Annotated in this window: 12 protein-coding genes; 6 read left to right on the top strand and 6 right to left on the bottom strand. The window is 68.0% G+C overall.

The window, feature by feature from the left end:
- Positions 1 to 48 precede the first annotated feature (48 nt).
- The 6 genes from BLV25_RS00700 to BLV25_RS00725 all read left to right on the top strand — a co-directional run bounded on the left by BLV25_RS00700 (position 49) and on the right by BLV25_RS00725 (position 5,636).
- The gene (locus tag BLV25_RS00700; RefSeq protein ID WP_092730257.1) at positions 49 to 1,452 is read left to right on the top strand and encodes an amidohydrolase; all 1,404 of its coding nucleotides are present in this window, start codon (positions 49 to 51) and stop codon (positions 1,450 to 1,452) included.
- The gene (gene ilvA, locus BLV25_RS00705) at positions 1,449 to 2,792 is read left to right on the top strand and encodes a threonine ammonia-lyase (RefSeq protein WP_092730259.1); all 1,344 of its coding nucleotides are present in this window, start codon (positions 1,449 to 1,451) and stop codon (positions 2,790 to 2,792) included. The genes BLV25_RS00700 and ilvA overlap by 4 nt, the downstream gene beginning before the upstream one ends.
- A 123-nt stretch (positions 2,793 to 2,915) precedes the next feature.
- Positions 2,916 to 3,686, top strand: coding sequence for a hypothetical protein (locus BLV25_RS00710; RefSeq protein WP_092730261.1), 771 nt, complete (start codon positions 2,916 to 2,918; stop codon positions 3,684 to 3,686).
- 198 nt (positions 3,687 to 3,884) lie between these two features.
- Positions 3,885 to 4,397, top strand: a complete 513-nt coding sequence (locus tag BLV25_RS00715; protein WP_092730263.1) for a hypothetical protein — start codon at positions 3,885 to 3,887, stop codon at positions 4,395 to 4,397.
- Positions 4,398 to 4,451: 54 nt separating this feature from the next.
- Complete coding sequence (locus BLV25_RS00720) at positions 4,452 to 5,063, top strand: DUF4382 domain-containing protein (protein WP_256335615.1); 612 nt, start codon at positions 4,452 to 4,454, stop codon at positions 5,061 to 5,063.
- 21 nt (positions 5,064 to 5,084) lie between these two features.
- A complete protein-coding gene (locus tag BLV25_RS00725) occupies positions 5,085 to 5,636 on the top strand; it encodes a hypothetical protein (protein WP_021073600.1) in 552 nt (183 codons plus the stop codon).
- A 244-nt stretch (positions 5,637 to 5,880) separates the two neighbouring features.
- Here the strand turns inward: BLV25_RS00725 and BLV25_RS00730 are convergent, their stop codons facing one another.
- The 6 genes from BLV25_RS00730 to BLV25_RS00755 form a co-directional block, all read right to left on the bottom strand.
- Positions 5,881 to 7,248 carry an aminotransferase class III-fold pyridoxal phosphate-dependent enzyme gene (locus tag BLV25_RS00730; RefSeq protein ID WP_092730267.1) on the bottom strand — a complete coding sequence of 456 codons (1,368 nt, stop codon included), beginning with the start codon at positions 7,246 to 7,248 and terminating at the stop codon, positions 5,881 to 5,883.
- A 158-nt stretch (positions 7,249 to 7,406) separates the two neighbouring features.
- Positions 7,407 to 9,041 (bottom strand): BCCT family transporter, encoded by a 1,635-nt coding sequence (locus tag BLV25_RS00735; protein ID WP_021073598.1) that lies wholly within the window; start codon positions 9,039 to 9,041, stop codon positions 7,407 to 7,409.
- Between the two features lie 368 nt (positions 9,042 to 9,409).
- Positions 9,410 to 10,060 (bottom strand): hypothetical protein, encoded by a 651-nt coding sequence (locus tag BLV25_RS00740; RefSeq protein WP_021073596.1) that lies wholly within the window; start codon positions 10,058 to 10,060, stop codon positions 9,410 to 9,412.
- Positions 10,061 to 10,174: 114 nt separating this feature from the next.
- Positions 10,175 to 11,455: an amidohydrolase gene (locus BLV25_RS00745; RefSeq protein WP_092730269.1), complete on the bottom strand. Its 1,281-nt coding sequence runs from the start codon at positions 11,453 to 11,455 to the stop codon at positions 10,175 to 10,177.
- A 123-nt stretch (positions 11,456 to 11,578) separates the two neighbouring features.
- Entirely contained in the window at positions 11,579 to 11,968 is a 390-nt protein-coding gene (locus tag BLV25_RS00750; protein ID WP_021073594.1) for a Rid family detoxifying hydrolase, read from the bottom strand.
- Positions 11,969 to 12,031: 63 nt separating this feature from the next.
- Entirely contained in the window at positions 12,032 to 13,393 is a 1,362-nt protein-coding gene (locus BLV25_RS00755) for an aspartate aminotransferase family protein (RefSeq protein ID WP_092730271.1), read from the bottom strand.
- Between the last annotated feature and the right edge of the window lie 29 nt (positions 13,394 to 13,422).

The following is a 13,422-nucleotide window of genomic DNA, read 5'->3' on the forward strand; positions in this document are numbered from 1 at the left end:
CAACGGGAACTGTGTATTCTTAAGTTCGTCCGCGTGGTAGGGGTGCCCATGTCCACCCAAGCCACCGAGCGACTCGTCTCGCTGCGCCGGGGGTTCCACCGGCATCCGGAACCGGCCTGGCGGGAGTTCTACACGACACACCGGCTCGTCGAGGAGCTCCGCGACATCGGCGTCGACGAGCTCGCGATCGGCCGCGAGGCCTACGACCCCGACGACCGGATGGCCGTGCCCGAGGAGGAATCGATCGCGGAGTGGGCCGACCGCGCTCGGGACCGCGGCGCGGACGAGGAGATCCTCGAGAGGACCGCCGGCGGCGTCACCGGCTGCGTCGCGGTGCTGGAGTGCGGCGACGGCCCCGCGGTCGGCCTCCGGGTCGACATCGACGGCCTGTTCATCGAGGAGTCAACGGACGCGGCCCACAACCCGGTCGCCGAGGGATTCCGCTCGGAGATCGAGGGCACGATGCACGCCTGCGGGCACGACGCGCACATGACCTGGGGGCTCGCCGCCATCGAGGCGATCAAGGCGAGCGACTTCGCCGGCCGGCTCGTCGTCTTCTTCCAGCCCGCCGAGGAGGCCGGCGGGGGCGGGCACCCGATGGCCGAGAGCAGCTACATCGATGACCTCGAGTACCTCTTCGCGGTCCACGTCGGGCTGGACCACCCGACCGGGCGCGTCGTGGCGGGCATCGAGCGCCCGCTGGCGATGTGCCACGTCGACGCGACGATCGAGGGGACCTCGACCCACGCCGGCAAGACGCCAAACGAGGGCGACAACGCGATGCAGGCGCTCGGGACCGCGATTCAGAACGCCTACGCGATCCCCCGCCACGCCGACGGGATGACCCGCGTCAACATCGGACGGGCCGAGTCGGGAACGGCGAGCAACGTGATCGCCGACCACGCGCACCTCGAGGCCGAGGCCCGCGGGGAGACGACGGAGCTGATGGAGTACATAAAGGGTCGCCTGAAGCGGACCCTCCGCAGCGCCGCCTCGATGCACGGCTGCACGGTCGACGTCGACGTCATCAGCGAGTCGCCGCGGGCCGACAGCGACCCCGAGCTGGTCGACCACGTCGCGAGCGTGGCCCGCGGGGTCGAGGGCGTGACCGACGTCGTGCCGACCGCCGACTTCGGCGCGAGCGAGGACGCGACGTTCCTGATGGAGCGCGTCCAGGAGAACGGCGGACTCGCGTCCTACCTGATCGTCGGGACGGATCATCCGACCGGCCACCACACGCCGACCTTCGACGTCGACGAACGCAGCCTCCGGATCGGGGCCGACGTGCTGACGGCGGCGATCCGCGGGGTCGAGGCCGCGTTCGCGAGCACGGACACGGCCGCGGGCGGGAACGCGTTCGCGGACGGCGGGACGATCGCCGACCGGAGCGGCGGGACGATCGTCGGCCGGAACGGCGGAGGCTCGCCGACCGGAACGGGAGGCGATCGATGACCGAGGGGGACCCCTCCGCCGCCGAACCGGACGATTCCGACCCCGGAGCCGACCGCTCCGCTTCGGACGTCGACCGTTCCGCCGCGGACGTCCTCACCCCCGAGGACGTTCGCGAGGCCCACGACCGGATCGCCGACGTCGTTCACCGGACGCCGCTCGACGGTTCGACCACGCTCGCCGAGGCCAGCGGCGCGGCGTCGGTCGGGCTCAAGCTGGAGAACGTCCAGCGCACCGGCTCGTTCAAGATCCGCGGCGCGTACAACGCGATGGCCCAGCTGTCCGCCGCCGAGCGCGAGGCGGGCGTCATCGCCGCCAGCGCGGGCAACCACGCGCAGGGCGTCGCGCTCGCGGGCGAGTTGCTGGGGATCGACGCGGAGATCGTCGTTCCCGAGGTGACGCCCGCCTCCAAGATCGAGGCGACGCGCGGGTACGGCGCGACGGTGATCGTCGAGGGCGACATCTACGAGCGCTCCTACGAGCACGCCCTCGAGCGCGCCGAGGAGACCGGTCGGACCTTCGTCCATCCCTTCGACGACGCCGCGATCATGGCGGGCCAGGGCACGGTCGGCCTGGAGATCGCCGAGCAGCTGCCCGACGTCGACACTGTCCTCGTCTCGATCGGCGGCGGAGGGCTGATCTCCGGGATCGCCACCGCGCTGCCGGCGGCCCTCGACGAGGACGTCCGCGTGATCGGCGTCCAGCCGGAGGGGGCGCTCCACGCCAAGCCCTCCCTGGAGCGCGACGCGATCCACGAGCTGCCGGACGTCGACACGGTCGCGGAGGGGATCGCCGACACCCGGCTCCTCGAGCGAACGTGGGCGGTCCTTCGCGACCGGGTCGACGACGTGGTCGCCGTCTCCGACCGCGAGCTCGCGGTCGCCGTCACCCTGCTGGCCGAGCGGGCCAAGACGGTCGCGGAGGCCGCCGGCGCCGCCCCGGTGGCCGCGCTGCTCTCGGACGCCCTCGACGTGACCGACGAGCACGTCGCCGCGGTGGTCTCGGGCGGGAACGTCAACCTCACCGAACACGCCGAACTGACGCGGACCGGCCTGATCGAGCTGGGCCGCTACGCCGAGGCGCGCCTCCACGTCGACGGCTGGCCCGCCGCGATCGCCGACGTCGCCGAGACGATCGAGTCCCACGGCGCCGAGCTGGACGGTCTCGAGCGCGACGATCGGAGCGCGATCGACCACCCCAACCGCGTTCCCGTGACGGTCGGCATCGAAGGGAGCGGCCCCGAACACCTGCGTGAGGTCCTCGACGCGCTCGCGTCGCTGGATGCAGTCGAGGTGGCGGAGGAGTCGCTGATCGACCGCGAGCCGCTCGCCCAGAGTCAGTAGTCGCGAGCCGCTCGCCGAGGGTCCGCAGTCGAGAGCCCGGAGTCGGCCCCGGTTCGCAGTTCGCAGTTCTAACGAGTATCAACCAGCCAGAAAGACCTTATCAGTCGATCCACGACACGACCCATGCGCCGACGATCGGTGCTCGCGGCCGCGACGCTCGCGCTTTCGGGCGGGGTCGGTGGCTGTCTCGCCGGTCCGAAAACCGGCGGTTCGGAAACGTCCGACCCGGATACGACCGATCCGGAAACCGGAACTCCCACCGCATCCGGAACCGCCACCGCATCCGGAACCCCCGACGGCCAACCGGCCCCCGACACGTACGACCGGTGTCCCCGCCTGGTGATCGGCATCGGGGAGCTCCCGGAGCCGGTGCGTCGGGAGGTCGAGACCGCGCTCGCGGAGGGCGCGTACGAAACCGACGGGGAACTCTCCCTCCCGCACGTGCTCGATCCCGAGGCGTCGTACCTGGAACCCGGGGGCGAGAACGGCGACAGGTATTACCGAGCCACGATCGATGATCGGAACTCGACTATGCGATTGACGTTGGCCGAGGCGACTCCCTCGATGGGTCCGCATCCGCTGTCGGTCGAGAGCCGGTTCGACGAATCGGTCTCGGTCGACGTGCAGGTCACGTACCGACCGACCGACGAGGTCGTCCTCGAGGCGAGTCAGTCGGTGACTCCCGACGAACGGCCGACGCTCGGCGAGTTCGACCGGCGACTCGGGGAGTACCGGGCGACGGTCGAGGCGGGGTCGGTCTCCGGACCGATCACGTGGCGCGAGGCGGAGCACCGCGATCCGCTCGCGACCGTCGTCGTGGGGCCGGAGGGCGTTCGTCCCGAACCCCGAGCGGTGGCGGAGCTGGTGTCGTGTACGGACTTCTGGGAGCAGTGATCCCGGGTCGATCGAAGGCTGGGCCCGCGCGTGACGACCCAGTCGCTGGGGTGACCGCCGGCGATGGGGACGGACGGGACGACGCCGATTTATCCGCGATAATTCGGCTTAATTCGGCGTGAAAGGTCCCGCAACCGCCTGAAATCGGGTTCACGTCTTCACCCCCTTATGTGGATAGCCGTCCGAGCGGCGAGTGCAATGAACGCGAAACGACCCATCACGATCGCGATCGCGGCGATGTTCCTGATCGGCGGCGTGGCGGCGGTCGGTGCCGCCAGTCCGGCCGACGCGGCGGATCAGCACGCGGCCAACGCATCGAACGGGGCGGCAGCTGACGCTGCCACGCCGACTGAGACGGCAGGCGACGAGAACGAGACGGCGGCCGACGCTGAGGAACGCGACGACGATGGTGAGAACGTGACCGACGAGCGCGCGGGGAACGCCGACGAACGCGCTGACAACGCGGACGGCGTCGGGCCGAGCGGCGGCCTGCCCGAACAGGTTCCCGACCGAGTGAGTGAGATCCACGACGCCATCGATTCGTTCCGAAACGGCTCGATCGATGGGCTCGGCGACTCGTTGGGTGACCTGCTGTCGGGTGACGATGCGGCCGACGGGAACGCTGACGATGCTACCGAGAGCGGCGATGGTGACGCCAATAGTGACGCCGCCGAGAACGACGATGATGACGCCGCCGAGGAGACGGCATAGCGCTTCATCCCCTCATATAAGATAACTACTGAACATACCATGACTGATTTACCAATGAACAGACGGACGTATCTCACGGGCGCGGCGACGGCCGGAACGATCGGGTTCGCGGGCTGTCTCGGCGGCGGCGGTGGCGAAACGGGGACGCTCGCGGCGCAGGTCACCGACCAGCCGGGCGACATCGCGGACTTCGAGTCGTGCGTCGTTACCATCGTCGGGATGTGGCTCGGTTCCAGTGACGCCGGTACAGAGGACGCCGGTACAGAGGACGCCGGAACGGAGGACGCCGAATCCGAGGAATCGGACGACGCGGACGAGGAGTCCGGCCGCGAGTACTACGAGTTCGAGGAGCCGCAGGAAGCTGATCTCGTCGACTTGCAGAATGACAACACACAGTTGGTCGACGAGCGCGAACTCGACGTCGCGACCTACGAGTACCTCCAGCTGGACACCGACGGCGTCGACGCGACGCTTGAGGGGGGCGATTCGGCCACCGTCGAGGTTCCGGGCGAGGCGCCGCTCACCTTCAACGAGGAGTTCGAGATCCGAGCGGACACCCGCACGGTCTTCACCGCCGACTTCACTCCGGTCCGCCGTGGCCGAACCGGCGAGTACCTCCTGCAGCCCGTTCCCGACGGGATCACCGTCGACTACGAGGCCGAATAGAACCCGGAGCGTGAGCCCAGAATGAACCGAAAACACGGCATCGCCGTCGGACTCGTCGTGCTCGCTCTGGCCGTCGCGATCGGCGCGATGGCATATACCGGCGTCGGCCCCGCTCCCGGCGGTGGTTCGGGCGAATCCATCGAGGAGTTCCCCACGGAGGAGCCCTCCACCGCGGAGGAATCCGGGAGTAACGACGGGTCGACGACGACGACGTCCCCCGACACGGAGCCGTTCTCGTTCACGATCGACGAGACCGAGGAGTGCGGGACGACCTGTCGGGACGTCACCGCGACGCTGTACAACGAGCAGGACGAGACCGCGACCGGGATCACCACGTACATCCGGATCTTCGCCGGCGAGGACAACGCCGACCCGAACGACGTCGTCTGGGAGGGGACCGTTGACGTCGGCACGCTCGAGGCCGGCGCGTCCCACACGACGACCGAGCGCGTCGAGCTCTCGTTCCAGGGCGCACGGAAGGTCGATCGGAACGACGGCTGGATAACGATTCAAACGACCGTGGAGTCGGACGACACGACGGTCACGTTCCGGAACAGCGAACAGGTCGCGTAGGTTGACAGGGCAGGTGAGTTACGGTTCGGCTCGGCGGAGACCGACTCTACGCTGCCCCGAATCCGTCGTCGGCCGCGTCAATTACTGCGACATATAGCGCGAGCCTGAATGCGGATCCGTTTATAATCCGTTTATATTTGTTGGAATCCACTTATAAATGGACGCCGAAGAAAGGCGGACCCTCTTATAAATATCAGGCGTTCATCGGCGGGCGGACCTGACGCCGTCGCCGGCGGACGGCTCCCTACGCGGCCGCCGCGGTCGTCCCTGCGGCTTCGACGGCGTCGAGGAAGATGGAGACGCCGAGCTCGATCTCGCGTTCGGTCGCGTCCAGCGGGGGGAGCAGCCGGATCGTCTTCTTCCCGCAGCCGAGCGTGAGCAGCCCGCGTTCGAGCGCCTCGGCGACCACGGCATCGCGGCGGTCGGCGGTGTCGAACTCCACGGCGAGCATCAGGCCCTTCCCGCGGACGTCCACGACGGAGTCGGGCGCGTCGTCGCCGAGCAGCTCCTGCGCCTGCCGGCCGCGTTCGGTCGCGTTCGCGAGCAGGTCGTGTTCCGCGATCGCCTCGAGGGTGAACGAGCCCATCATCGAGGCGAGCACGTCGCCGCCGCCGAACGTGGAGCCGAGGCGGTTCTTCTCGCTCGGGAAGAGGTCCGACCGGGAGATCGTCGCGCCCACGCGCAGCGCCTTCGCGCTCGCGATGACGTCGGGTTCGACGGGATAGTGGTCGATGGCCCACATCTCGCCGGTCCGGCCGATCCCCGACTGGATCTCGTCGACCACCAGCGGGATGTCGTACTCGTCGCTAACCGCGCCGACCTCGGCCATGAACTCCTCGCTGGGGAACCGATAGCCGCCGACGCCCTGGATCGGCTCGAGGATCAGGAACGCGATCTCGGCGGGGTCGACGTGGCCGCCCTCCGGCGCGAGCGCGCTCCGGAGCTGCGAGCCCGCGCCCCCGTCGGTGAAGAATCCGCACTCGCAGGTCGCCGCCGAGCAGCCGCGGTCGTCGCAGAACGGGACCGTTCGGATGCCGGCGATCTCCGGGTAGTGCCGGGTGTAGACGTCCTTCGACCGGGTGACCGAGAGCGTGCCGAGCGTTCGCCCGTGGAAGCTGCCGGCGAACGCGTAGCCGTATTTCGCCGCCGGCGCGGCGTCGTGAGTGATCTTCATCGCGTTCTCGACCGCCTCCGCGCCCGAGTTCGAGAGGAAGACCGTGTCCATTCCATACTGGCTCGAGACCGCCGTCAGTTGCTCCATCAGGTGGCTCGACCCGGGGAACGGCGCGTTCTCGGGGTCCGGCCCCGACCCGAAGTACATGTCCTGACCGGCGATCTTCATCGGCTCGACGAGGTCGAACTCCCGGAGCTTTCCGAGGACCTTCTCGTTGTTGTACCCCAGCGGCGCCGCCCCGATGTGGCAGGTGAAATCCAGCAGGACGTTCCCGTCGACGTCGGTCACGAACGGCCCGTCGGCCTCCGCGGTGACGTCCCAGACGAACTCGTGGGAGTACTCGCTGGGCGCCGCGTGCTCCCCGTGGAAGCGCACCCAGCGCTCGGCGTTCGGCCCCGGCAGCGCGTCCGCGTCGGGCTCGGCGGTATCCCTATCCATACACAAATAGTGTATACCGTATACATTAAATGTTAGTATCGATCGAACCGCGCTCGACCCACGACTGCCCGGAACGGGCGGTCGATGGCGGCGGCCGATGGCGACGATCGATCGTCGCCCGGTCATCGTCGCCCGTTGGAGTTCCGCAGCCGCCGACGTCAGTCGTCGTCGCTCAGCTCGGCCGCGGACGGTTCGTTCTCGGGTCCGGAGCCGAACAGCCAGCTGTCCTCGTGTAACAGCACCCGGCTCCCGTCCGAGACGAACTCCCGGATGAGGCCGATCATCGTGAACAGGCAGACGAACGCGAACGGCGTGCCGGTGATGATCGCCGCCGACTGCAGCGCGTTCACGCCGCCGAGCGTCATCAGGATCGCGGCCATCATCCCGAGGAGGACGCCCCAGAAGACCCGGTTGATGTTCGAGGGTTGGGCCTTGCCGCCGGTCGTCATCATCGAGACGGCAAGCGTCGAGGAGTCCGCGGAGGTGATGAAGAAGGTGGTCACCAGTATCATGAAGGCGAGGATGAAGACGGTCCCCAGCGGGAACGTCTCGAAGAGGATGAATCCGGAGACCTCGGCCCCGGCGTCGCCCGCGATGACCGCGCCGAAGTCGGCGATCCCGTTGTGGTGGCTCCAGACGGCGGTGCCGCCGACGAAGATGAACCACGGGATGGAGGCCGCCGAGGTCGCGGCGATGCCGGTGAACGCCACCTCGCGGACGGTCCGGCCCTTCGAGATCCGCGCGATGAACAGGCCGGCGAACGGGGACCACGAGAGCGCCCACGCCCAGTAGAAGACCGTCCAGGAGTTCATCCACGTGGTGCCGCCGTCGACGCCGGCGCCGGTGAAGAGGCTCATCGCGACGAAGTCGTTGAACATTCCGCCGAGCGCCTGCGTGCCCATCAGCACGAGGAACGCCGTCGGCCCCACGATCAGGGTCGCGACCATCAGGATCACGAACAGGATCATGTTGAAGTTCGAGAGCCGCCGGATGCCCCGGTCGACCCCGAGCACCATCGAGACCGTGAACGCGAGCGTCATCGCGGTCACCACGAGGATGATCCCGGTCGTGCCCAGGTCGATCCCCCACTGGTATCGGAGCCCCTCGATGAACTGGCTGCCGATGAAGCCCAGCGACGTCGCCACCCCGCCGATCGTCGCGAACACCGCCATCACGTCGACGACCTTCGCGATCGGGCCGTCGAGGTTCTTCCGCCCCAGAAGCGGCGTCAACGCCGAGGAGACCCGCAGCGGGACGTCATCGTAGTTGTACGCGTAGTAGCCGATCCCGATCCCCATGATCGTGAACACGGCGAGCTGGGGGACCGCCCAGTGGAACAGCGTCTGCTGGACGGCGATCGTCATCGCCTCCGCGGTCCCCGCCTCCACGTCGAACAGCGGCGAGGGATCCGCGTAGTAGAACAGGGCCTCGGTTGGCCCCCAGAAGACGACGCCGGCGGCGAAGCCGGCCGAATACAACATCGCGAAGAAGGAGAAGAAGCTGTACTCCGGCGGTTCGTCGCCGAATCTGAGCCGACCCCACGGCCCGAGGATCAGGTACACGAGGAAGGTGACGACGAGGAAGACGATGACCAGCAGTGCCCAGTTGAGGTACGAGTACATCACCGTTTCCCCGGCCGCGATGCCCCGCTGCACGAGACCCGGATCGAAGAAGTACAACAGGATCAGTCCGAGCGTCAGTCCCGCGCCGAACAGGAACACGACCGGGTCCAGCTCCTCGAGGAACCGGCCGACCGCGCCGTCGGGCTCGCCGGTCCCGTCGACGTCGCTCATCGTCCCTCACCCCCGGATTCGAACCGTCCGGTCCGTTTCATCCCGCGATACGGCGGTTCGCCGCACCGCGTTCGGCCCCGTTCATCCATCGTGTCGAGTGATGGCATACCCAACAGATCGTATGTTTATGACATAAACGTTTCCCTATATCTGTTAGTGGTATCCACGAATTGTGTAGACACTCCGCGAACGGGAACCGGTTCGCGAGCGAACGGGATCCACGGAGAAATCGAACGACGACCGGGGACGGGTCCGGACTCCGATCGGCGGTGTTGGTCCGACGGTTCGGCCGTTTCGGTAGGGGACCGTCGGTTCAGGACGGGATCGTCGATTCAGGGTCGTCGGGGACTCGGGACGGAACCGTCGACTCAGGGCCGGTTCGTCAGTTCCTCGACGGCGCGCTCGCGCTCGGCCTCGCTCTCGTTGACCTTCCGCACGAACTCGCCGACGTTGTCCTTGATCGCCTCGCGGGTCTCGCTCGGCGAGAACTCCTCGGACATCGAGAGCAGCCGGACGAAGGCTCGGAGCTCCTCGTCGGTGAGCTGGGCGAATTCGTCGTTTTCGATCTTCTCGATCACCTCGTCGACGTCGATCTGACCGACCGGATCGACGTTGAACTCGACGTTGACCATCCGGTAATCCGAGCCGGCGAGCCGCTGTTCGGCCTTCCCGACACCCTCGGCGAGCATCTCCTTGAACGGCGTGTGATAGCCCATCGACCCCAGATGGAGGAACGCGAGCATGTCGATCACCCCCTGGGTGAACGCCGCCCGGTCCTCGTCTTTGGGATCGAAGACCGTCTCCCGGTCGCGCTGTTCGAGGTGTTCGAAGAGGATCGAGAAGTCGATGACCGCGTTGCGAACCCGCCGACGAATGCGGTTTCGCTTCTGCTTCTTCGAGTGCTCGGTGTAGTCGGTCTTGCGACCGAGGAGGAAATCGCGGTCCGACGGGGTCAGAATGCCGCGGGGACGGTCGGCGTCCGCGGCGGTCTCCAGCGACTCCGGTACGTCCTCACTCATACCCCGAATACGGGGAGGACGCGAATTAATCCTTGGGGTGGCCGCCCGTCGGCGGCGGCGATTTCGACGTCGGCGACCGACCGGCCGGATCGTACTCGGCCGCGCTCCCTCCGTTCAGGGGCGTCGGCGACCGATCTCGGCGATCGTCTCCGCGATCACCTCGACGCCGACGTCGAGGCTGCGCTCGTCGACGTCGAAGGTCGGCGTGTGGTGGTCGGTCGGATGATCCGTCCCCACGAGCAGGTAGGAGGCGAGCCCGCCGTTCTCCTGCACCCGCTCCATCAGGTAGGTCACGTCCTCGCTCCACCCGAACTCCTGTTCGGGAACGACGGTGTCGACGCTCGGGATCCCGCGCGCGACCGCGCCGATCAGCTCCCGCAGCTCGGGGTCGCTGTCGGCCCGCGGCGACTCGCTGATGACCCGCAGCGTCACGTCGCAGTCGTGCATCTCCGCGGCGGCGTAGAGGACGCGCTCGAGCTCCGTCCGCGCGTACTCCATCAGGGCCGTGGTCTCGCCGCGGACCTCGCCGTCGATGGTGATCTCCTCGGCGATGACGTTGCTCGCCGTCCCGCCCTCGATCCGGCCGACGTTCACCCGGGTCATCCCGTCGCTGTGTCGCGGGATCGCGTACGCGTTCTGGATCGCGGCCGCGACCGCCTGCATCGCGTTCGCGCCGGCGTTCGGCGCCGTGCCGGCGTGGGCACTGGCCCCCTCGAAGGTCGCGGTGAGATGGGCCATCGCCAGGGGCTTTCGTATCCCGGAGACGATCGTTCCCGTCGGATTCCCGAGGCCGACGTGCATCGCGAGCAGGTAGTCGACGTCGTCGACGTAGCCGCCCTCGACGAGCGGCTTTCCGCCGCCGGAAGTCTCCTCGGCCGGCTGGAAGAACAGCTTGAACGTCCCGGAGAAGTCGCCGTGTTTGACCGCCTCGAGCACCCCGAGTGCGATCGCCGGGTGCGCGTCGTGCCCGCAGGCGTGCATGTACCCCTCGTGTTCCGACCGGAATCCCTCGTCGGCGGGCACGTGGCCCGGTTCGTCCGACTCGGTCATCGAGACGGCGTCGAGGTCGACCCGGAGACCGACCGTCGGACCGGGCCCGCACTCCAGTATCGCGACGCAGCCCGTATGGCCGTCCGCGGTCCGTTCGAGCACGTCGGCACGAACCCCCGCCTCGCGGGCCCGTTCGAGCCACGCGTCGAGCTCGTCCTGCTCGGGCACCGCCATTCGGTCGTCGCTCGCCAGCGCCTCGCGGCCGACCGCGAGCTCGTCGACGCCGATCCGTTCGGCCTCCTCGACGACCCGCTCGGTCGTTCGGAACTCCCGCCATCCCGGTTCCGGATGGCGATGGAACGCCCGACGGATCTCCGACAGGCGGTTGCGTACGTCGTGGGACATCGATCTGGCGTCGGTTGGCGACGGAGGTACTTAATCGTGCCCGGTGGGGCGAAGCCGTTCCAGTGGGGCGAAGCCGTTCCAGCGGGGCGAAGCCGTTCCCGGTTGGACGAGACCGTGGCCGCCTCAGCCGAGGGACGCGATCGCGTCCATCTCGACGTCGACGTCGTCCGGCAGCCGGGAGACCTCGACGCAGACGCGGGCCGGCGGGTCGCCCCCGAAGGCGGCGCCGTAGGCCTCGTTGACCGTCTCGTAGTCGTCGAGGTCGGTCAGGTAGACGGTCACCTTCACGACGTCCGCGAGCCCCTCGCCGCCGGCGGCCCTGACGACGGCGTCGATGTTCGCGAGGACCTGCTCGGTCCGGTCGGCGACGTCGCCGTCGACCGGCTCGCCGGTCTCGGGATCCGCGGGCCCGTAGCCGGAGACGTAGAGTCGGTCGCCGTCGCGGACGCCCTGGGAGTACGGGTTGTCATTACTCGGTGCCTCGTCGGTGATCACGCGGTCGGTGTCTGACATTGGTGAGGTGGTCCGTGGTGTCGCTAGTTGGTCTGTGGTGTCGCTAGTCGGTCCGTGGTGTCGCTAGTCGGTCTGTCGGTCGATGGCGTCGGCGACGATCGTCATCGCCGTGTCGGCCAGCTCCTCGGTGAGCACAAGCGGCGGGATGACGCGCAGGACGTTGCCGTGTCGGCCGGCCTTCCAGATCAGGACGCCGTGTTCGAAGCAGTCGGTCTGGATCGCGTCGACCGTCTCGTCGGCCGGATTCCCGTCGTCGTCGGTGAACTCGACGCCGATGAACAGGCCCTTGCCGCGGATCTCGGCGATCGCGTCGTTCGAGTCGGCGATCTCGGCAAACCGACCGCGGATCGTCTCGCCAAACTCGCGGGCGTGTGCCAGCAGGTCGTGGGCCTGGATGTACTCGATCGCGCGGACGCCCGCCCGCATCGCCACCACGTGGCCGCGGTACGTGCCCGCGTGGTCGCCCGACCCCCACGTGTCCAGGTCCTCGTGGTACATCAACCCCGACAGCGGGAAGCCGACCCCGCCCAGCGCCTTCGCGGTCGTCATCGCGTCCGGCGTCACGTCGTACCACTCGCTTGCCCACCACTCCCCAGTCCGGCCGAACCCCGACTGGATCTCGTCGAACACCAGCGGCACGTCGTTGTCCGTCGCCAGATCCCGCAGTCCTTGGAGGAAGCCCTCCGGCGGCGCCACGATCCCGCCCTCGCCCTGGATCGGCTCGACGATGATCCCCGCCGGGTTCGCCAAGCCGCCATACGGGTCCTCGAGGATCGCTTTGACCTCCTCGAGGGAGTGCTCGACCGCCTCCTGAGGCGGCTTCTCCTGGTGCAACGGATTCGGATACGGCGCGTGCACTACATCCGCGAGCAACGGCGTGTAGTGGCTCTTGAGCTTTTTATTGCCCGTGACGCTCATCGCCCCCGAGGACGTGCCGTGATAGGCGCCACGGAACGAGATCAGCCCGTCGCCGCCCGAGTTGTACTTCGCCAGCTTGATCGCCGCCTCGTTGGCGTCAGTCCCCGTCGGACCGCCGAAGACGAAGCGATTCTGGTCTTTTAAACCAGGTGGCGCGATCTCGTTGAGCCGTTCGATGAGGTCGAGGCGCGCCTCCGTGGGGAAGTCGATCGTGTGAACGAGCTTGTCGGCCTGCTCGTGGACGGCCTCGAGCACGTAGGGGTTCGAGTGCCCCACGTTCAACACGCCGATGCCGCCGAAGAGATCGATGTAGGTGTTGCCGTCCGGATCGCGAACGGTCGCGCCCTTTCCCTCCTCGAAGGCGACGGGAATGTCCTCGGGATACGCCACCGCGCTCGAATCGATCTCGCGCTGTTTCTCCAGCAGTTCCCGCGAGCGCGGTCCGGGGACGTCCCCGACTGACGGTGCGTCGTCGAAATGAAGCTCCTCGATCGGTGGTCCGGCCATGGATGCGGTAACGAACGACGTCAATAAAT

The sequence above is a fragment of the Halopenitus persicus genome (genome assembly GCF_900107205.1).
In the GTDB taxonomy this organism is placed as follows: Archaea; Halobacteriota; Halobacteria; order Halobacteriales; family Haloferacaceae; genus Halopenitus; species Halopenitus persicus.

Excerpts from the sequence above, each read along its gene's own strand:
- BLV25_RS00745 (WP_092730269.1), bottom strand. The coding sequence starts at position 11,455 with ATGTCCCACGACGTACGCAACCGCCTGTCGGAGATCCGTCGGGCGTTC.
- BLV25_RS00755 (WP_092730271.1), bottom strand. The coding sequence starts at position 13,393 with ATGGCCGGACCACCGATCGAGGAGCTTCATTTCGACGACGCACCGTCA.
- BLV25_RS00735 (WP_021073598.1), bottom strand. The coding sequence starts at position 9,041 with ATGAGCGACGTCGACGGGACCGGCGAGCCCGACGGCGCGGTCGGCCGG.
- BLV25_RS00725 (WP_021073600.1), top strand. The coding sequence starts at position 5,085 with ATGAACCGAAAACACGGCATCGCCGTCGGACTCGTCGTGCTCGCTCTG.
- ilvA (WP_092730259.1), top strand. The coding sequence starts at position 1,449 with ATGACCGAGGGGGACCCCTCCGCCGCCGAACCGGACGATTCCGACCCC.
- BLV25_RS00710 (WP_092730261.1), top strand. The coding sequence starts at position 2,916 with ATGCGCCGACGATCGGTGCTCGCGGCCGCGACGCTCGCGCTTTCGGGC.
- BLV25_RS00740 (WP_021073596.1), bottom strand. The coding sequence starts at position 10,060 with ATGAGTGAGGACGTACCGGAGTCGCTGGAGACCGCCGCGGACGCCGAC.
- BLV25_RS00715 (WP_092730263.1), top strand. The coding sequence starts at position 3,885 with ATGAACGCGAAACGACCCATCACGATCGCGATCGCGGCGATGTTCCTG.
- BLV25_RS00700 (WP_092730257.1), top strand. The coding sequence starts at position 49 with ATGTCCACCCAAGCCACCGAGCGACTCGTCTCGCTGCGCCGGGGGTTC.
- BLV25_RS00720 (WP_256335615.1), top strand. The coding sequence starts at position 4,452 with ATGAACAGACGGACGTATCTCACGGGCGCGGCGACGGCCGGAACGATC.
- BLV25_RS00730 (WP_092730267.1), bottom strand. The coding sequence starts at position 7,248 with ATGGATAGGGATACCGCCGAGCCCGACGCGGACGCGCTGCCGGGGCCG.
- BLV25_RS00750 (WP_021073594.1), bottom strand. The coding sequence starts at position 11,968 with ATGTCAGACACCGACCGCGTGATCACCGACGAGGCACCGAGTAATGAC.